This window comes from Campylobacter concisus (assembly GCF_001298465.1).
Taxonomy (GTDB): domain Bacteria; phylum Campylobacterota; class Campylobacteria; order Campylobacterales; family Campylobacteraceae; genus Campylobacter_A; species Campylobacter_A concisus.
Genome location: NZ_CP012541.1, coordinates 449,752 through 467,577, shown reverse-complemented (window position 1 = coordinate 467,577; position 17,826 = coordinate 449,752). Strand labels below are relative to the sequence as shown.

Genomic DNA, 17,826 nt, shown 5'->3' with positions numbered 1-17,826 from the left:
AAATTTAGTTTCTATTAGGAGAGGCTTTGGCTTCTTTACTATCTGGATAGCCGACTTTTAAAGCTTTATAAAATCTATTTGCACTTTGCGTGTCACCTATCTTATCAAAGCTTATAGCTGTGTGATACAAAAGTTTTGGAGTGTAGTCAGCCTTATCTTCACTTTGTATACTTTTTTTATAGTATTGTATGGCTGTGCTGTATGATTTTTGACTATAAGCAACTTCGCCTAGATAATAATTTGAAGCACCAGTTTTATAGCCTTTTTTATTTAAGTATTCAAAATATTCAGCTGCTTCTGTGCTATTGCCAGAATTTAAAAGCTTAATGCCATCAGCTAAAATATCTTTATCGCTTTTTCCACTAAAATTTGAAGTTGGCTTATTTTGTTGTTTTGGATTTGTATTTTGCTTTGGTTGAGCAGTATTTTTATCCATTATTGCACCTAATTTATTTAAGGCAGCGGTGATATTCTTGTAGTTTTTGTCTTGTATATCTCTAGTTTCATCAACATAAGCCTTCAGTGATGTCAAACTTACACCAGAATCACTTATGCCACCATTTACCTTCGTCTCTATATCATTTATTCTTTGCTCAAGCTTATTCATTCTAGCACTCATACTCTCAATCAAACTTTGCAAACCTTGAAGTTGTTCTAAAACACTATTCATATTCTCTTCAATATTTTGAACACTTCGCTTATTATTTAGGGTAACTTTTTCATTGTCGGTTAGACCATATGGATTCGCACTATCCATATTGCCTGCATCAAAAGCTGAAATCTCTTGGCCAAAGGTAATGGAGATAGTGGCTCCAATCAGAGCCACTACAATTATTTTTTTATTCATTATTATTTAATTATAAATTACGGAAGTACTTTGAAATCTGCACGTCTATTTTGAGCGTCGCAAGCTTTTGTTTTGTCTGTACAAACTGGATTGCTTTCACCAAAGCTAACTACAGCGATTCTATCAGCACTAACGCCATTTCTTACAAGAGCATCTTTAGCGCTTTTAGCACGTTTTAAACCAAGAGCATAGTTATACTCATCTGTACCCCACTCATCGCAGTTACCTTCTACTTTTATAGAAAGAGCTTGAGCGTCAGCTTGGTTGAATACTGATGCATTTGAGCTAACAACACCTTGTTGATCAGCTTTGATATTAAATTTATCAAAGTCAAAATATACACTTTTAACTTGACTCTCGATATTAGCAATAAGAGCTGCTAATCTATCAGCATCACTCATGCTACCTGAATTGTCTGCAGATTGATTTGAATTTGAATTCATATCAACTTCAGGGTTTTTTGAGCTACAACCACTCAACAATAAAGTTGCAACTGCAACACTTGCTAGAACTACTTTTTTCATTCCTTATCCTTTTTTTAGAAATTTGATTGAATTATATCACAAAAATTTTAAATTTTATCAGAATCTTACCAATCTATAGACTGAATTTTTCCTACTTTTAAAGGAAACTGAAAACTTCTGTTTTCATTTAACCTAACAACCCCTAGTGAACTTTGACCGCCAAGCTCTTTTATAAAGACGACACTTTGCCCATCGCTTGAGAATCTTGGATAATTATTTTTGCCATTTGCTGTAAGCTGGCGTATAAAATCTGTTTGAGTTGAAATTAGATATATATTAAAACTACCACTTGCTTCCCTACTTGAATAAACAACATAATTTTCAAATGTGCTTACAGAGTTATTATTCTTACCATGAAATACCATTTGTTCAACGCTTCCGCCAGAAATCGCAGGAGTTGCAAAAACGTTAGGATAACCAAGCCTATCTGATACAAAAACTATCTTACTATCATTATCTACAAAATTTCCATTTACATCTATACCTGGATAATTAGTAATCTGCGTCAAATTTTTACTATTTGTATTATAGATAAAAATATCTGGTTGATCTTTTGGTGCCATGGTTAATAGAATTTTACTTCCATCTTTACTAACATCTGAGGCTATAAGCATGCCAATGCTATCAATTATCTTTGTTTTTGTACCAGAATTTAGATCATATCTAAATAAAGTTGGCTTATTGTTTACATAAGATGTATAGTAAAATTTACTCTGATCGGCGCCTGCCCATTTTGGGAAAATATTTAGCCCGCCACTTACTATAGTCTTTTGATATGTAAGTGTATAATCAGCAACTATAATAGAGCTTTGACGAGCTGAAGTATATTTTGAAAGAATAATAAATTTTTCCATCCAGCCAACTGGTGGTAAATTTAGCTCATTAGTAAGCTCAACTATACTTTTATGCGCCAAAAACGGATACTTTGCGCCGTCTGGCATAGTATAAACCTTCTCATATCTTGTAGTTGCTGTTTTAGCGTTTATCAGTTTTACTCTCAAAGTAAGAGGTGAGCCCATAGAGCCTTCAAGAGCATATCTAAAGATAAGCTCGACGCCTTTATCACTCATTGTATTAGTAGTCGCATCTCCTTCATAGGTAGAAGGCACATGATCTTCGATTACTTCAAAATCGGAACTAACCTTTAGATCTCCTAGCATGATTTTAAAGAATTTATCTTTAAACCCCGCATCGCTAACAGCAGTTGTTGCATCTTGCAAAGCTATCTTTGGCAAGGCAATACCTTGATTTACAACAGATATGGTTGCATCAGCAGCATAAAGCCCTAGAGCAACACATAAAAAAAGAAAAATTTTCTTCATCTCTACTCCATAATTTTATAAATTTTAGTTTATTTTATCTTCTAAATTTAAATTAAAAGTAGTGCTTTTGTCTGGATTGAATGGAAATTTCTCCGTTGTAAGTTTTTCTAAGCACTCTCTTACTTTTGCGTTAAATTCTTCATTATATGATAGCTCTAAAATTTCATAGCTAAAATTTCCACTCTGATCTATCATAACTTTAACTTTAGCTAAATTTGCAGAATCAGCCTTATAGCTTTGCCATCTTCTTTGAATTTGTTTTGTTATAGCACCCATTAGTGGATCGTAAGTACCGGTGGATTGTGATTTTGGAGCAGTTGGATTTTGATCTATCTTTAAACTCTTTATTATATCACTAGCTTCTTTTGCAGCTTTTGAACTAGAAGCTTCGCTTTTTTTACGACTTTGCACTTTATTTTCGGTCTTTTTTATACCATCATCTTTTTTAAGTTTTGTAGGGTCTATGTCACTAAAGAGATCTTTTATATTTGGTTCTTTTGGTTTTGGCTTTTCAACTGGCTTTGGTGTAGGCTTAGGCTCAGGTTTTGACTCTGGCTTAACATCTTCTTTGGATTCTTCACTTGGCTTTGAAATTTCAGGCTTTGGCTCTGATTTTTTAGGTTCAGGTTTTGGTTCCTCTTTTGGAGGAGTTGGTAAGCTTGGAGTTGGCAATGGTTCATCTGGTACAACAGGCTTATTTGTAGTCTCTTGCTTATCTTCCTCTGACTCCTTTTTAGGTTTAGGCTTTGTCTCTTTAACTACTTCATCTGCTTGTTTTGGAGCTTTAATGGTTTGATCAATCTCCCTATCAACCATAACCACATCCATAATAGCATCTTTATCATCGGTGTATTTCTTAGGAGGTTCTACAAAAAATGTAAGCTTTATAAATACAATAAGTATAATAGTAACGTAAATACAAAACGCTACAAGAAACGAACTAAGCGTTGGAAATTTAACTTTATTTGACATCTTAACCGTTTGTCTCTAAAGCTACTTTATTAAAACCAGCACCTTTCAAAGTCTTTAATACAAACATAACATCATCGTATTTTAAATTTTTGTCAGCTTTTATATAGATAGGCGAGGCTTTATCGTATTTTGTACTCATTAATGCGATATTATCAGGAAACTCAGCAAGGCTCATAGTACTTTGATCAACTCTAACTTGTCCCTGCGAATTTATAGATACTATAAGGTCTTTTTGCTTAGATGTTGAAGTTTTTGCCTTTGAACCATCCGGAAGAGTAATATCCTCTTGATATGTTATGGTTGGCATAGTAACCATTAAAATGGCTAGTAAAACAAGCATAATGTCAACAAGAGGAGTTATATTTAGCTCTGGTGTCTCATCGGTAAATTTAACGGCCATTTATAGTATCTCATCATCTTTTTTAAGTGCTATCATTACATCAGCCTGACGCTCAATAACACTCATTAGTTCATAAGCTTTTCTTTTTATGAGTAAGTTAAATGTATATGCTGGGATGGCAACAAAAATTCCGCAACCAGTTGCAACAAGTGCCTCTGAAATAGCTGGAGCGATAATACCAAGTGATGAACCTCCACCATTTCCAAGCTGTGAAAATGTCTCTAAAATAGAAACAACGGTTCCAAAAAGACCGATAAAAGGCGAAGTAGATGCTATTACACTTAGCCACGTTAGTCCACTTGTAGCATTTTTCTCGGCTATACTTATACATACGTTTAGTTTTTCTCTTGAGATTCTTCCATTTGCACATTTTCTCAAAGACGAATCATTTGGAATATTTTTAGCACCCATAAGCAGTGCTTCAAGTGCATTTTGCTCACGTTTTTGCCAAGCTCCAATACCAGCCATTCTTGAAAAAAGAATTGTGAAACTAACTATAAAATATATTGACAGCCAAGTTAAAACAATAATTGTAATAAAACTACTTCTTTGAATGTAATTTAAAAATAAATCTATACCGCCCACTTATCTTGCTCTCACTACATTTTCCATTTTAGATATAGTTGCTGCAAAAGCATTTGTATCACTACTCATGCTCTCTATCAAATTTCTAGCAGCTTCCAATGAATTTGCAAGCTCACTTTCACTATCGCCAGAGACGTAAACCGCACCGTCAGCAAGTATTACTACCTTGCCTTCGTCAATTTTTGCATAACCCCAGTTAATCGCAACAACATCATGTTTTTTATTTTTATGTTCTATATCTATAATACCTGCTTTTAAAAGAGATATTAATGAGGCATGGTTTGGTAAAACACCAAACTCACCCTCGCTACCTGGAAGCACTACACTGCTCACGTCATCATTAAATATCTGACCTTGAGGAGTTACGATCTCTAAATGTAATTTATCCATTACGCTTCCTTTTAAAATTTAAGCCTTAAGTTTCTCAGCTTTAGCTAAAGCCTCATCTATATTTCCAACCATATAAAATGCTGCTTCTGGTAAATGATCATATTTACCCTCCAAAATTCCCTTGAAGCCAGCGATATTTTCGTCAAGACTTACATATTTACCAGGGCTACCTGTAAATACTTCAGCAACAAAGAATGGCTGAGATAAAAATCTCTCGATTTTTCTTGCTCTATCAACTGTTAACTTATCTTCTTCGCTAAGCTCGTCCATACCAAGGATAGCGATGATATCTTGAAGGTCTTTATACTTTTGAAGTACAGCTTGAACACCACGAGCTACTTTATAGTGATCTGCTCCTAAAATTTGAGGATCAAGCATTCTTGAAGTAGAATCAAGTGGGTCAACAGCTGGATAGATACCTTTTTCTGCGATCGATCTATTAAGAACCGTTGTAGCATCAAGGTGAGCAAAAACCGTAGCAGGAGCTGGGTCCGTAAGGTCGTCCGCAGGAACGTAAACAGCTTGAACAGAGGTAATTGAGCCTTTTTTAGTTGACGTGATTCTCTCTTGGAATTTACCCATCTCACTTGCAAGAGTTGGCTGGTAACCAACAGCTGATGGAATACGTCCAAGTAGAGCTGACATCTCTGCACCTGATTGAGAGAAACGGAAGATATTATCGATAAACATCAAAACATCAAGTCCCATCTCATCACGGAAGTACTCAGCCATTGTAAGACCAGTTAGCGCGATACGGTTTCTTGCTCCTGGTGGCTCGTTCATTTGGCCATAGCACAAGGCAACTTTATCCAAAACGTTACTTTCTTTCATTTCGTGATAAAGGTCATTTCCTTCACGAGTTCTCTCACCAACGCCTGCAAATACAGAGTAACCGCTGTGTTTAAACGCAACGTTGTGGATAAGCTCCATAATAATAACCGTTTTACCAACACCAGCACCACCAAATAGACCAACTTTACCACCCTTTGCATAAGGAGCAAGAAGATCAACCACCTTGATACCAGTTTCAAAAATTTCACTCTTTGTACTTTGCTCTTCAAATGGAGGAGGATCGCGGTGGATAGACCAGTGCTTATCGAAATTTATACCCTCACCCTCGTCGATCAAATCGCCAACTACGTTAAAAATTCTACCCAAAACTTTTTCGCCAACCGGCACGCTTATAGGTGCACCAAGCGCTTTAGCCTCTAAGCCACGAGTCAGACCCTCACTCATATCCATAGCGATAGTTCTAACTCTATTATCACCTAGGTGAGCAGCAACTTCTAATATTAGTTTATGTTTCTTGCCCTCAACCTCAAAGAAAACTTCGATAGCTTCATTGATCTTCGGCAAGTAGTCATTAAAGTCAACATCGACCACAGGGCCCATAACTTGACTAATAACACCCTTCATTCATACTCCTTTTATTTCATTGATTCAACACCACTGATAATCTCGATAAGCTCAGTGGTAATAGACTCTTGTCTTGCTTTATTGTAAGCAAGATTTAACTGTTTTACGCGTTGTTTAGCATTGTTTGTTGCATTATCCATAGCTTGCATTCTAGCGCTGTGCTCAGCCGCCAAAGAGTCAACTAAGGCATAATACATACTATACTCAAAATACTTATTAAGCAACTCGTCCATAATCTTAGTATAGTTGTCTTCTGGCTCAAATTCCATCAAAGAATTTGTCTCAACCGCAACTATCTTAGACGGCTCAATAGGCACAATATCATTTACTCTAATCTCTTGAGAAATCATATTTTTATAGCCATTGTGTATTAGCACGACTTTATCAGTTATGCCGTTTGTAAAATCATCAATAGCGTCTTTTATGATCTTTTGAGCTTTTTCATATGTAGGAGAAGAGCTAGCTCCGACATAAGTCTCGAGTAGTTCAACGCCTTGGAAATTGAAAAATTCTATGCCTTTTTTGCCAACAGCTCTTAGTCTAACTTTGATCTTTTTGGCTTTTAGCTCATCGATCATACGCCTAACCGTCTTTATAGTCTGGACGTTAAAGCCACCGCAAAGTCCTTTATCAGCCGTCACAAATATAATATCAACCTTCTCTACACTTTTCGTTGTATTAAAGAATTTACTCTCAGTCATAACTGAAGCGTATTGATTGATCTTATAAGCTATCTCTGATAAAACCTCATTGATCTTAAGTGCGTAAACTCTAGAGTAGCGTGCAGCCTCTTCAGCTTTGCGAAGCTTTGCTGTTGAGACAAGCTTCATTGCACGCGTCGTCTTTTGAGTATTCTGGACGCTCTTGATCTTTCGTTTTATATCTTTTAAATTTGACATATCTTAGCCCTAGTTAGCGGCAAAAGTCGCTTTAAAATCTTTCAACGCTTTATGTAAAATTTCTTCTACTTCTTTATCAAGAACCTTTTTAGTTCTGATTTGCTCGAAAATTTCAGGGTATTTTGCCTCGATATATGGATATAGCTCAGCTTCAAATTTTGTTACATTTGCAGTTGCAACGTCATCCAAATAACCCTTAGCACCAGCAAATATTATAACTACTTGATTCTCAACTGGGAGCGGAGAGTACGGAGGTTGTTTTAGTACTTCAACCATCTTTTGACCACGCTCTAGTTGCTTTCTAGAGCTCTCGTCAAGGTCACTTGCAAACTGAGCAAATGCTTGTAGCTCGCGGTACTGAGCAAGGTCTAGTCTTAGTGTACCAGAAACTTGTTTGATAGCTTTGATCTGAGCCGCACCACCGACACGAGAAACAGAAAGACCAACGTTGATCGCTGGGCGGATACCTGAGTTAAATAAGTCACTTTCAAGGAAAATTTGACCATCTGTAATAGAAATAACGTTTGTTGGAATATAAGCAGAAACGTCACCCGCTTGAGTCTCGATAATAGGTAGAGCTGTTAAAGATCCCGCACCTAGTGCGTCATTTAGCTTGCTTGCTCTTTCTAGAAGTCTTGAGTGAAGGTAGAAAACGTCGCCTGGGTAAGCTTCACGGCCTGGTGGTCTTCTTAGGATCAAAGACATCTCACGATAAGCGACCGCGTGTTTTGACAAGTCATCATAGATGATTAACGCGTGGCGAGAGTTATCTCTAAAGTATTCACCCATTGTTACGCCAGCATATGGAGCAAGATATTGAAGTGCAGCTGCATCACTAGCACCAGCATTTACAACTATCGTATAGTCCATAGCGCCGTACTCTTCAAGTTTTTTAACGACTTGAGCAACGGTTGATTGTTTTTGACCGATAGCTACATAGATACAAATGACATCTTGACCTTTTTGGTTGATGATAGTATCTATCGCAACTGTTGTTTTACCAGTTTGGCGGTCGCCGATGATTAGCTCTCTTTGTCCTCTGCCGATTGGCACAAGTGCGTCTATCGCTTTGATACCTGTTTGAAGTGGCTCATGAACGCTCTTTCTAGCCATGATACCTTTTGCTTTTTCTTCAACAAAGCGAGATTCAGTAGCTTCGATTGGTCCTTTTGCGTCGATTGGCTCACCGAGTGAATTTACAACACGGCCGATCAATGCGTCGCCAACTGGAACGCGTAGAAGTTTTTTAAGTCTTTTTACAGAGCTTCCTTCTGTGATGCCGCTAGTTTTTCCAAGGATAACTATACCAACACTGCTCTCTTCAAGGTTAAGAGCCATACCCTTTTCGCCGCTTTCAAATTCAACCATCTCACCAGCCATAACGTTTTTCAAACCATAAACGTTAGCAACGCCATCAGCGACTGAGATGACTTTACCGGTCTCTTCTACATCAACACTTAAATCAAAATTTTCAATACGCTCTTTGATTATCGTGCTAATTTCGTCAGCTTTAATTTTTGCACTCACGCTTTCACTCCTTTTTAAATTGCTTTTAATATATATTCACTCATTTGACTTTTTAGTCTGTCGATCGAGAAATTTACCTCGACACCTAAATCATCCAACTCAACTTTTACGCCATTATAATCGCTCTTTAAACCATCAAGTTTGATCTTAGAGTCAAATTTTTTAGAGAAATTCTCTTCCAAAGCTTTTAGCTGCTCAGCGCTTAGTTCAAAATTTCCAATGACCTCACCACGATATGTATTTTCAAGCAAAGATTGCTCTATCTTCATCTCGTTTAAGATCGCTGGGATAAGCTCTAGTCTTTTGTTTGCACCAAGAAGCTTTATAAAATTTGCAAATTTGGCGTCTAAATTTTTTACTAAAGAAAGTATAAATTCTACTTTTTTTGCAGCTTTTAAAGTTGGCAAGCTTATGATGCTTTTAAATTTTTCGCTTCCAAAAGCGGCAGCTAGCTCAACTAAATTTTCGATAAAGGCATTTAGCTCACCCGGCTTTGCATCGCTCAGGATCGCTTTAACATATTTTTTGGCTACTACTTCATTCATTAGCTAACCTTTTTAAGTATGATATTTACAAGTTCTTTTTGATCGACTTTTAGGCTATCGCTTGAGAAAATGTCGCTCAAAATTTCATTTACAACGCCTTTTGTCATCTTGCGCTCTTCAAATTCTTTTTGCTCTTTGTAGCTCTTTTGAAGATTTATTATATCATTTTGAACATCACTTTTAACCTTAGCAGCTAAATTTAAAGCCTCTTTTTTAGCAGTTTCGATTAAAGAGTTTGCATTTTGCTTAGCCTCTTCTACACGTTTTAGAGCGTCATCTTTTTTGGCCTTAGAATCACGGAGTTTTTCTTGGATACTTTCAAGCTTGTTTGAGATCCTGTCAATTCTGCTTTGATAAAGAGCTTTTAGTGGCTTAGCTGCAAAATATACCAAAATAGCAAAGAAAAGTAAGAAGTTTAGCGTTCTCTCTACTATATCGTAATTTGTTCCGCCATGCCCACTAGCATAAGCTAGAAATGGAAGTGCTAGAAAAAATAAAATTTTTATCTTCATGAAATTCCTTTAAATTTTAGAGAGCTTGGCATTTAAAGCCGCTCTAAGTTCAGGTAGTTTAGCTGATAGATCTGCCTTTAAGTTATCTTTCTGAGAGCTTAGAGCATTTAAAAATTCATTATAATTAGCCTCTAAACTACTCTTTACGGCATTTACTTCTTTTAAAGACTCTTCTTTTGCCAAATTTAAGGCTTCTTGCCTTATTTTATTGGCCTCAGTCCTTGCGTTTAATATAATCTCTTCAATCTCTTTTTCATGAACACTTAGATCACTTGCATTTTTACTAGTACTCTCTTCATCATTTTTTATAGAGGCATTTCTGTCATCTATGAATTTGAGCATTGGCTTATAAAGCAAGGAATTCAAAATAGCGATCAATACCAAGAAAACGACAGCCGTCAAAAGCATCAATGGCACATCTATTTCTAACATCCACTCTCCTTATTTTATCATTAAGTTTTATTTAATATTCAAATTAAAGTCTGATTTTACAATAAATTACTAAAAATAAAAATAAATTTGTAATTCTATTTTAGCCTAGAAATAAATTCTTCTATCTGTGAAATATTATTAAATTCTAAAACTAGATTGCTAGATTTTACTTTTGCTTTTATCTTTAAATTTTTAAAAATTTCTTGTAAATTTGATAGTTTTTTACTCATTTCCTCAGAAATTTTTAGCTTTTTATCTTTTATCTCTTCCTTATTTTTTATCTTTTTTACTAAAATTTCTGTGTCTCTAACGCTTAACTTTTGACCGATGATCGTATCAACAACCATCTTTTCTTCTTCGGCGCTAAGCCCAACTATAACTTTAGCGTGGCCTTGTGTGAGCTTGTCTTCTTGTAAAAGTTTTTGCGTATAGTCACTAAGAAGTAAAAGCCTCATCGTATTTGTTATTTGTGTTCTACTTTTATGAATGATATTTGCCAAGCCGTCTTGTGTGATCTTATACTCATTTATGAGCTCTTTATACGACTTTGCAAGTTCGATTGGATTTAAATTTTCACGCTGAATATTTTCGATAAGCGCAAGCTCTCTCAAATTTTGAGACTTGATATCAGCGATGATTGCCTTTATCTTGCTTGCTCCAAGCATCTTTGTAGCGCGGTATCTGCGCTCACCAGCTATTAACATATAGCCATCATCTTTTTTGATGACGATTATTGGCTGGATCAATCCGTGCCTTTTGATGCTAGCACTTAGCTCTCTTAAAGCCTCTTCGTCAAAATGTGTTCTTGGCTGGTATGGGTTTGGCAAAATTTCATCTATATTTATCTCTTCGACTATCTCAGAGTCGTTTAAATTTGCGATCTCTTTACTGTAGGCTTGCTCTACATCTTCAAGTATCGCACTAAGTCCTCGCCCTAATCCACCTTTTTTAGCCATTTTTTTCCTTATTTTTTAGTTTAAAATACAATATGCCAAATTTTGATACGCAATTGAGCCTGGTGATTTTATATCATAAAGTATCACTGGCTTACCAAAACTTGGACTTTCAGCAAGTTTAACATTTCTTGGAACGACCACAAATTCCTCTTTGCTGTCCTTACTCTTAAAGAGCTTATTTTCAAAATGCTGCTTTAAATTTGCAATGGTCTCTTTTGAGAGATTATTTTGCGAACTAAACATAGTCGGTAAAAAGCCCTTTATATTTAGCTTTGGATTTATTGTCTTCTTAATAATCTTGACTGTATTTAGGATCTGCGCTAGTCCCTCAAGTGCGTAAAATTCACATTGAATAGGGATGATAACACTATCACTTGCACTAAGAGCATTTATCGTGATGCTGCCAAGTGCTGGAGGACTATCGATGATGATAAAATCATAGTCGTTTACAACTTCTGAAATTTTATTTTTAAGGATTAGTTTATAGTCCTTATTTTGATCGTTAAATTCTTGTTCAATACCGACAAGCCCTATATTTGACGGAGCTAAAAAAAGTGTTGGGATCTCAGTTTTTAACACGATTTGCGAGAGCTTTTTTCTATCTGTTAAGACGTGATAGATGTTAAACTCATAGTCACTTCTGCTAAAACCAAGTCCGGTTGTCGCATTTGCCTGTGGATCGATGTCTATTAATAATACTTTTTTCTCAGCAACCGCCAGTGATGCGGCTAAATTTACGGCCGTTGTGGTCTTGCCAACGCCGCCTTTTTGGTTAGCTATTGTTATTATCTCGCTCATCTTAAAGAATATACCTTTTCCCCATTTAATAATATCGCTCCATCATCGCAAATTTCAGCATCCTGAAGCGAAACAGCTCTATTTGCAATATGCGTAATAAAACTTTTTGACTTGCAAAAGTCTATCCTAAATTTGCTAAAAATTGGCTTCCATAAAATCTTTTTATCAAGCATGCTAACAAAGCCCCAAACTAACTCATCTACACTAGCTTTTATGTCTAAAATGCCCGCATTTTTGGGCGCACTAGCTAAATTTATCCCTATGCCGCAAATGTAAATTTCATCCACTTTATTTGTCAAAGTACCGCCTATTTTGCGCTCGTCCACGTAAAAGTCATTTGGCCATTTTAACCAGCACTTTGAGCCAAGTTCGCTCAAGACTTCACGCATCAGCATAGAAAAATATATTGAGATCGAGGGCGGAGGTATGTCGCTTGGTAACTCATCTTCGCTTATGCAAAACGACATAAACAAATTTCCGCCAAGCCCCTCCCAGCTGTTGCCGCGGCTGCCGACACCTTTTGTTTGATTATACGCCACGACCATATATGGAGCTTTTATCTCGCCGTTTTTTAGGGCGTCTACCAAAAATTCCTGCGTTGAAGGCAGACTTTGGAAAAACTCAACCTTCAAATCACACCTTAAATTTATAGAAGTGATTTACCGGATTTTGTCCACCGCCGATAATGACTGCGTTTTTGATAGCGTTAAAGATATAGTCATGTGCGTTTTTCACACTATCTTTTAGACTAAGACCATTTGCTAAATTTGATGCGATCGCACTTGATAGCGAGCAGCCTGAGCCGTGAGTAGCGGTCGTTTTTATGCGCTCGTCGCTAAAAATTTCATATTCGCTGCCGTCATAAAATATATCAAGTGACTTGCCATCAAGCTCGCCACACTTTAAATAAACGCTCTTTGTGCCAAATTTTAAAAGATCCTTACAAGCCTCTTTGAGCTTGCTCTCACCTTTTAGCTCACGTTTTAAAATTTCACGAGCCTCAAAGATATTTGGTGTGATCACGCTAGCAAGTGGGAAAAGCTCCTCCACGATTGCGTCTTTTGCAGCGCCTTCTAGCCAGATATCGCCATTTTTACAGCTCATAACTGGGTCAAGCACAACTGGTGGTAAATTTTTGATCTCTCTTAGCGTTTTTGCGACGCATTTTATGATATCCACGCTTGGGACAACGCCGATTTTTATCACATCAACTCTTATATCATCAAATATCGCTCTTATCTGATCCTCGATAAGCTTGGTCTCAACTAGCTGCATGCCAAAGATGCCCTTTGTATTTTGAGCAGTGACCGCAGTGATCGCCCCCATCGCATACACACCATGTGCTATAAAGACCTTTATATCAGCTAAAACCCCAGCTCCACCGCTTGGATCAACCCCTGCTATACTTAGCGCATTTTTCATATTTTCTCCTATTAAATTTGATTATTACTCTATCTTGTCACCAACACTAAGACGCTTACCATTTATATATGCTTTTGCGTTTGTTGACTTTTTGCTTGGCTCTTGAAACTCGTAAATTTTGACCGCGCCACCCTTGCAAGCAACCACAACGTGATCTTTTTCTACGCTTAAAATTTCTCCACTTTTGCCACTTTTTTCGCTTGGCTCAAGTGATAAAATTTTTAGCCCACTCTCTAAATAAATCCCCGGCCAAGGTGTAAGCGCACGAAATTTATTATAAATTTGCCCCACATCTTCATCAAAGCTAAAAAGCCCGTCACTCTTGCTTATCTTTTTGCAGTGCGTAGCCTGCGCGTCATCTTGCTTTTGTGGTTTTAAATTTTCAAAATTTTTAAGCACTTTTACGATTAGCTCACCGCCAAGCTCGCCAAGCTCGTTAAAAAGCTCGCTTGACATCTTGCTCTCGCAAGGCGTATAGATGAAGTCCAGCATATCGCCAGTATCAAGGCCAGTGTCCATTAGCATAGCTGTGACACCAGTTTGCTTTTCGCCTGCTAGGATCGCGCTTTGAATGGGGCTAGCACCTCTATATTTTGGCAAGATCGAAGCATGTAAATTTATACAAGTCGCCACGTCAAGCACGCTCCTAGGCAAAATTTTGCCGTAAGCTGCCACCACGATAAATTTGGGCTCAAATGCCTTTAGCTCGGCAACCACAGACTCATCTTTTAGCGTATTTGGTGTAAAGACTGGCACGCCTACTAGCTCATTTTGAGCGTAAATTTTGACCTCACTTGGGGTTAAAATTTGCTTTCTGCCAACTGGCTTATCAGGCTGAGTAAAGATCGCTTTTATATTAAAGCCAGCCTCTTTTAAGTGCCTAAGTATCCTAACGGCATAATCAGGCGTCCCCATAAAAACTACATTCATCACTTTCCTTTAAATTTCAACGACTTTTATTTTGATCTACGTTTTTACTACTAGTCAGCCAAGAGGCGCATGGATCTTCTTGCCAGTCAATCTTTTGAAATATCAAACTTCCTAGCTCATTAATGCTAACTTTGCCACTACGATCAAGATCCAGCCTCTTAAATTCCTCACTAGTGCATAGATCTGGTGCTATTTTTAGTCCTGGTGGCACCTTGCAAGCCGTCCATTCACCTAAATTTAGCATGCCGTCACGATCTATGTCATTGTAATCCAAAAACATATACACCGGATCGGCTGGCTCGCAGCTATATGCACCAAAGCAAAATAACATAATGCAAAAAATTTTCTTCATTTTATACTCTTAAATTTCTATGCTCAAAGTGCCAAAAAGTCGCAACTCAAAGCTCCTTTTTTAGTAGCTCAAGCAGTGCAAATTTAAGCTCGTCGATATTCTCGTTTGTCGCTGAAGAGATCGGCAAAATAAAGTATGGCTTTTTCGCGTCAAAGCTGTAAATATCTTGCTTATAGACAAATTTACCATCTTGATTTGGCTCTAAATTTATACTTTTCATAAATTCTTTTATATTTTCATCTAAATTTTCAGCCGCATCGACTCTGGTGAGCGCGATAGCATAGTCCCTGCTGGCAAGCACACTTGAAAATTTAGCGACCTCCTCTTTTAGCACGCTAAACTGCTCGCTCATGCTTTTGTAATTTGCACTATCTATCATAAAAAGCAAAATTTTATTTCTCTCGATGTGCTTTAAAAACTGCACGCCAAGGCCGCGTCCGTCGCTCGCTCCCTCGATGATGCCAGGGATATCAGCCATGACAAAGCCACTAAACTGATCGACCTCGACAAGTCCGAGCTTTGGCGTAAGCGTGGTAAATTCGTAGTTTGCGATCTGTGGTTTGGCGTTTGAGACGGCTGAGATAAGGGTTGATTTGCCGACATTTGGAAAGCCAACAAGACCCACATCAGCTATTAGCTTTAGCTCGAGTCTGATCTCTATGCTCTCTTCTGGCATGCCCTTTTGAGCGTACTCTGGAGCTTGGTTGATAGAGTTTTTAAAGTGGAAATTTCCAAGTCCGCCCTTGCCGCCTTTTAAAAATAGCGTCCTTTGCCCCTCTTCTACCATGTCGCAAAGTAGTTCATTGCTCTGCGCGTCATAGACCGCCGTTCCTGGTGGCACGATGAGCTCTAAGCTCTCGCCCTTTTTGCCAGTCATGCGTCTGCCCATGCCAGCCTCGCCGTCGCTCGCTCTCATCGCCCTTTTGCCCTTGTAGTTTGCCAGTGTGTGGGTGTTGTTATCGCAGACAAAATAGACATCTCCGCCGTCACCGCCATCTCCGCCGTCTGGACCACCTAAAATGACGTGTTTTTCACGGCGAAAACTCACAGCTCCAGCTCCACCATGCCCCGAACTTAGAGTCAATCTTGCACTATCTATAAACATTTTTTACCTTAAATTTTTTATTTGGATTATATCCAACTTTACTGAAATTAAATCGTAATATCTTGTCTAAAATAAAGCAAAGATAATCAGTATGAAGCCTAAAATATAAAGTTATGGTTGATTTAAAATTTCTCTCAAATAGCTATTTGAAAAATTCTAAACACTAAATAAAAATTTTGATTTTTGAATAATTTTAAGAAAGAAAGGGGGCGATTGCCCCTGAGATTATGCAGCTGGATAAACAGATACTTTTTTTCTGTTTTTATCAAGTCTTTCAAATTTTACAAAGCCATCGACTAATGCAAAAATTGTGTGGTCTTTGCCAAGACCTACGTTATTTCCAGCGTGAGTTGCTGTTCCTCTTTGGCGGATGATTATATTTCCAGCACGAACGAACTCACCACCAAATTTTTTAACACCTAATCGGCGTCCGATACTATCACGGTTATTTTGGGTTGAACCCTGACCTTTTTTATGTGCCATATCTTATCTCCTTAAGCTGCGATACTTACGACTTTTACACGTGTAAATTGTCTTCTAAAGCCGCGTTTTAGTTTTGAGTCTTTACGTCTGCGTTTTTTGTAGATAACTACTTTTTTGTCTTTGCCTTCATTAATGACCTCAAGAACAACTTTTGCACCCTTCACAAATGGCGCACCTACCTTTACTTCGCCGTCATTTACAGCTAAAACTTCTGTAATCTCAACGGTTGATTTAGCTTCAGCACTAAAGTGATCTAGCTTAAGGTACTCGCCCTCGCTAACACGATATTGCTTACCGCCATGCTTAAATATAGCGTATTTTGACATACTCTACCTTTCTAAAATTTGGTAAGACCAAAAAGCACTTTTTTGCAAAAGATTTATGGAGCTTTATTGGTTGTAAGATGTGAATGTTAGCCAAAAGTTTATAAATTCTACTTTAATGCCCCTGATTTTATGATCTCGTCGGCCAAATTTTTAATCATCGCATCGTGATCCAGAAAAAATGTTTTGTCATTTGGCAAATATGGCTGATATATCAGAGTTTTAGCTACTGGCGCATTTAAGATCACATTTATCAGTTCAAGCTCAGGCAGAAAAGTAAAATAAAGTTTTGGCTTGGGAATTTCATTTTGAAAGAGCCTTTTTGCGTAAAATTTACTGAAATTTTCGTTCTTTGGAAGCTTTATCTCTTTAAAGAGCTCAAGTGGCAAAAAGTAGCGCGCTAAGGCATGAAGTCCGTGCGCGAAAATGTAGAGACGTTTTTCAAATTTGGGTGCATCTGTCCTGCCAAAAGTCGAGCAAAATTTCTGTAAATGCTCGCTCATAGCAGCCGTATCTTTTTCGTGTAGGGTAAGCACAAATTTAACCGCTTCTCTTTCGTTTGCTGGCTTTTTAGACTCTGCAAAGGCGTGAGCCTTTTCTAGGGCAGGAGCGAGTAAATTTTCATCTTGCCAAAGCATTGCCGTGAGTAAATCATGCATGACGCATAGAAATTTATAGCCGTTTTTGCTAGGTGGCAAGCCTTTTGGAAAGATGCTTGCCATACTATCTGTGTCGCCACAAGCGATAGCAAAAAACGCTGGTATGAGCTTCTCGCACTGATCGTATCCGCCGCTACATCCTGGGAGTAAATTCAGCTTAGAGTATTGAAAGATAAGATCATTTAGTGCCTCGGCGTCGCCCTCAGCTAGGCACTTTTCAAGGCAAAAGTCGTAGCGTCTAGCTCTTGAAAAAGAGAGTAATCGTATGAGCTCACATAAAAAGTCGTAATCGTTTAAGTTTTTCTCTTTTATCTCGGCGTAAATGCTTGCATATTCGTCTAAAAGTAGCTCTTCGTCGCTTTTTGGTGGTTTTTTGGTTATAAAAATGTTAAATAAGCCTTCTAAAAATGACATTTTGCGTGCTCCT

General features: G+C 37.6%; 23 protein-coding genes. All 23 read right to left on the bottom strand.

Translation table 11 applies throughout. The features are described 5' to 3' along the window. Positions 1-4: 4 nt before the first annotated feature. Complete coding sequence (locus CCON33237_RS02350; protein WP_054196224.1) at positions 5-847, bottom strand: tetratricopeptide repeat protein; 843 nt, start codon at positions 845-847, stop codon at positions 5-7. Between the two features lie 17 nt (positions 848-864). Further along, entirely contained in the window at positions 865-1,371 is a 507-nt protein-coding gene (locus CCON33237_RS02345) for an OmpA family protein (RefSeq protein WP_021090913.1), read from the bottom strand. Positions 1,372-1,436: 65 nt separating this feature from the next. Beyond that, positions 1,437-2,693: a Tol-Pal system protein TolB gene (gene tolB, locus CCON33237_RS02340; RefSeq protein WP_054196223.1), complete on the bottom strand. Its 1,257-nt coding sequence runs from the start codon at positions 2,691-2,693 to the stop codon at positions 1,437-1,439. A gap of 24 nt (positions 2,694-2,717) precedes the next feature. Continuing rightward, on the bottom strand, positions 2,718-3,665 hold the full coding sequence (locus CCON33237_RS02335) for a TonB C-terminal domain-containing protein (protein WP_069174576.1): 948 nt from the start codon (positions 3,663-3,665) through the stop codon (positions 2,718-2,720). Position 3,666: 1 nt separating this feature from the next. Next, positions 3,667-4,065: a biopolymer transporter ExbD gene (locus CCON33237_RS02330; protein ID WP_054196222.1), complete on the bottom strand. Its 399-nt coding sequence runs from the start codon at positions 4,063-4,065 to the stop codon at positions 3,667-3,669. Then, the gene (locus CCON33237_RS02325; RefSeq protein WP_051288435.1) at positions 4,066-4,650 is read right to left on the bottom strand and encodes a MotA/TolQ/ExbB proton channel family protein; all 585 of its coding nucleotides are present in this window, start codon (positions 4,648-4,650) and stop codon (positions 4,066-4,068) included. Beyond that, complete coding sequence (atpC, locus tag CCON33237_RS02320) at positions 4,651-5,040, bottom strand: ATP synthase F1 subunit epsilon (RefSeq protein WP_054196221.1); 390 nt, start codon at positions 5,038-5,040, stop codon at positions 4,651-4,653. A gap of 18 nt (positions 5,041-5,058) precedes the next feature. Beyond that, positions 5,059-6,456, bottom strand: a complete 1,398-nt coding sequence (gene atpD / locus CCON33237_RS02315) for a F0F1 ATP synthase subunit beta (RefSeq protein WP_002939420.1) — start codon at positions 6,454-6,456, stop codon at positions 5,059-5,061. Between the two features lie 11 nt (positions 6,457-6,467). Beyond that, positions 6,468-7,355 (bottom strand): ATP synthase F1 subunit gamma, encoded by an 888-nt coding sequence (atpG, locus tag CCON33237_RS02310; RefSeq protein ID WP_002939426.1) that lies wholly within the window; start codon positions 7,353-7,355, stop codon positions 6,468-6,470. A 9-nt stretch (positions 7,356-7,364) separates the two neighbouring features. Then, positions 7,365-8,882: a F0F1 ATP synthase subunit alpha gene (gene atpA, locus CCON33237_RS02305; protein ID WP_009294343.1), complete on the bottom strand. Its 1,518-nt coding sequence runs from the start codon at positions 8,880-8,882 to the stop codon at positions 7,365-7,367. Between the two features lie 14 nt (positions 8,883-8,896). After that, complete coding sequence (locus tag CCON33237_RS02300; RefSeq protein WP_054196220.1) at positions 8,897-9,427, bottom strand: F0F1 ATP synthase subunit delta; 531 nt, start codon at positions 9,425-9,427, stop codon at positions 8,897-8,899. Then, entirely contained in the window at positions 9,427-9,939 is a 513-nt protein-coding gene (locus tag CCON33237_RS02295) for a F0F1 ATP synthase subunit B (protein ID WP_054196219.1), read from the bottom strand. The genes CCON33237_RS02300 and CCON33237_RS02295 overlap by 1 nt, the downstream gene beginning before the upstream one ends. Positions 9,940-9,948: 9 nt before the next feature. Beyond that, positions 9,949-10,371: a FoF1 ATP synthase subunit B' gene (locus tag CCON33237_RS02290; RefSeq protein WP_054196218.1), complete on the bottom strand. Its 423-nt coding sequence runs from the start codon at positions 10,369-10,371 to the stop codon at positions 9,949-9,951. A 95-nt stretch (positions 10,372-10,466) separates the two neighbouring features. After that, a complete protein-coding gene (locus CCON33237_RS02285) occupies positions 10,467-11,327 on the bottom strand; it encodes a ParB/RepB/Spo0J family partition protein (protein ID WP_054196217.1) in 861 nt (286 codons plus the stop codon). A gap of 15 nt (positions 11,328-11,342) precedes the next feature. Beyond that, positions 11,343-12,125, bottom strand: a complete 783-nt coding sequence (locus CCON33237_RS02280) for a ParA family protein (protein WP_021090449.1) — start codon at positions 12,123-12,125, stop codon at positions 11,343-11,345. Beyond that, positions 12,122-12,757 (bottom strand): biotin--[acetyl-CoA-carboxylase] ligase, encoded by a 636-nt coding sequence (locus CCON33237_RS02275; protein ID WP_054196216.1) that lies wholly within the window; start codon positions 12,755-12,757, stop codon positions 12,122-12,124. The genes CCON33237_RS02280 and CCON33237_RS02275 overlap by 4 nt, the downstream gene beginning before the upstream one ends. 1 nt (position 12,758) lies before the next feature. Beyond that, entirely contained in the window at positions 12,759-13,547 is a 789-nt protein-coding gene (gene thiD, locus CCON33237_RS02270) for a bifunctional hydroxymethylpyrimidine kinase/phosphomethylpyrimidine kinase (RefSeq protein ID WP_054196215.1), read from the bottom strand. Between the two features lie 24 nt (positions 13,548-13,571). Continuing rightward, positions 13,572-14,477 carry a methionyl-tRNA formyltransferase gene (fmt, locus tag CCON33237_RS02265; protein ID WP_054196214.1) on the bottom strand — a complete coding sequence of 302 codons (906 nt, stop codon included), beginning with the start codon at positions 14,475-14,477 and terminating at the stop codon, positions 13,572-13,574. 16 nt (positions 14,478-14,493) lie between these two features. Further along, positions 14,494-14,829: an EF-hand domain-containing protein gene (locus tag CCON33237_RS02260; protein ID WP_054196213.1), complete on the bottom strand. Its 336-nt coding sequence runs from the start codon at positions 14,827-14,829 to the stop codon at positions 14,494-14,496. Between the two features lie 46 nt (positions 14,830-14,875). Continuing rightward, positions 14,876-15,934, bottom strand: a complete 1,059-nt coding sequence (gene obgE / locus CCON33237_RS02255; protein WP_054196212.1) for a GTPase ObgE — start codon at positions 15,932-15,934, stop codon at positions 14,876-14,878. A 225-nt stretch (positions 15,935-16,159) separates the two neighbouring features. Next, complete coding sequence (gene rpmA / locus CCON33237_RS02250) at positions 16,160-16,417, bottom strand: 50S ribosomal protein L27 (RefSeq protein WP_002942569.1); 258 nt, start codon at positions 16,415-16,417, stop codon at positions 16,160-16,162. An 11-nt stretch (positions 16,418-16,428) separates the two neighbouring features. Then, a complete protein-coding gene (rplU, locus tag CCON33237_RS02245) occupies positions 16,429-16,743 on the bottom strand; it encodes a 50S ribosomal protein L21 (RefSeq protein ID WP_054196211.1) in 315 nt (104 codons plus the stop codon). 107 nt (positions 16,744-16,850) lie between these two features. Beyond that, complete coding sequence (locus CCON33237_RS02240; protein ID WP_054196210.1) at positions 16,851-17,813, bottom strand: hypothetical protein; 963 nt, start codon at positions 17,811-17,813, stop codon at positions 16,851-16,853. Between the last annotated feature and the right edge of the window lie 13 nt (positions 17,814-17,826).

Bases quoted from the DNA above. Each gene is read 5' to 3' on its own strand.
- CCON33237_RS02345 (WP_021090913.1), bottom strand. From the start codon at position 1,371: ATGAAAAAAGTAGTTCTAGCAAGTGTTGCAGTTGCAACTTTATTGTTG.
- rplU (WP_054196211.1), bottom strand. From the start codon at position 16,743: ATGTCAAAATACGCTATATTTAAGCATGGCGGTAAGCAATATCGTGTT.
- CCON33237_RS02240 (WP_054196210.1), bottom strand. From the start codon at position 17,813: ATGTCATTTTTAGAAGGCTTATTTAACATTTTTATAACCAAAAAACCA.
- CCON33237_RS02335 (WP_069174576.1), bottom strand. From the start codon at position 3,665: ATGTCAAATAAAGTTAAATTTCCAACGCTTAGTTCGTTTCTTGTAGCG.
- CCON33237_RS02290 (WP_054196218.1), bottom strand. From the start codon at position 10,371: ATGTTAGAAATAGATGTGCCATTGATGCTTTTGACGGCTGTCGTTTTC.
- CCON33237_RS02330 (WP_054196222.1), bottom strand. From the start codon at position 4,065: ATGGCCGTTAAATTTACCGATGAGACACCAGAGCTAAATATAACTCCT.
- CCON33237_RS02350 (WP_054196224.1), bottom strand. From the start codon at position 847: ATGAATAAAAAAATAATTGTAGTGGCTCTGATTGGAGCCACTATCTCC.
- fmt (WP_054196214.1), bottom strand. From the start codon at position 14,477: ATGAATGTAGTTTTTATGGGGACGCCTGATTATGCCGTTAGGATACTT.
- atpC (WP_054196221.1), bottom strand. From the start codon at position 5,040: ATGGATAAATTACATTTAGAGATCGTAACTCCTCAAGGTCAGATATTT.
- CCON33237_RS02260 (WP_054196213.1), bottom strand. From the start codon at position 14,829: ATGAAGAAAATTTTTTGCATTATGTTATTTTGCTTTGGTGCATATAGC.
- CCON33237_RS02295 (WP_054196219.1), bottom strand. From the start codon at position 9,939: ATGAAGATAAAAATTTTATTTTTTCTAGCACTTCCATTTCTAGCTTAT.
- CCON33237_RS02280 (WP_021090449.1), bottom strand. From the start codon at position 12,125: ATGAGCGAGATAATAACAATAGCTAACCAAAAAGGCGGCGTTGGCAAG.
- obgE (WP_054196212.1), bottom strand. From the start codon at position 15,934: ATGTTTATAGATAGTGCAAGATTGACTCTAAGTTCGGGGCATGGTGGA.
- rpmA (WP_002942569.1), bottom strand. From the start codon at position 16,417: ATGGCACATAAAAAAGGTCAGGGTTCAACCCAAAATAACCGTGATAGT.
- atpG (WP_002939426.1), bottom strand. From the start codon at position 7,355: ATGTCAAATTTAAAAGATATAAAACGAAAGATCAAGAGCGTCCAGAAT.
- CCON33237_RS02285 (WP_054196217.1), bottom strand. From the start codon at position 11,327: ATGGCTAAAAAAGGTGGATTAGGGCGAGGACTTAGTGCGATACTTGAA.
- atpD (WP_002939420.1), bottom strand. From the start codon at position 6,456: ATGAAGGGTGTTATTAGTCAAGTTATGGGCCCTGTGGTCGATGTTGAC.
- tolB (WP_054196223.1), bottom strand. From the start codon at position 2,693: ATGAAGAAAATTTTTCTTTTTTTATGTGTTGCTCTAGGGCTTTATGCT.
- CCON33237_RS02300 (WP_054196220.1), bottom strand. From the start codon at position 9,427: ATGAATGAAGTAGTAGCCAAAAAATATGTTAAAGCGATCCTGAGCGAT.
- thiD (WP_054196215.1), bottom strand. From the start codon at position 13,547: ATGAAAAATGCGCTAAGTATAGCAGGGGTTGATCCAAGCGGTGGAGCT.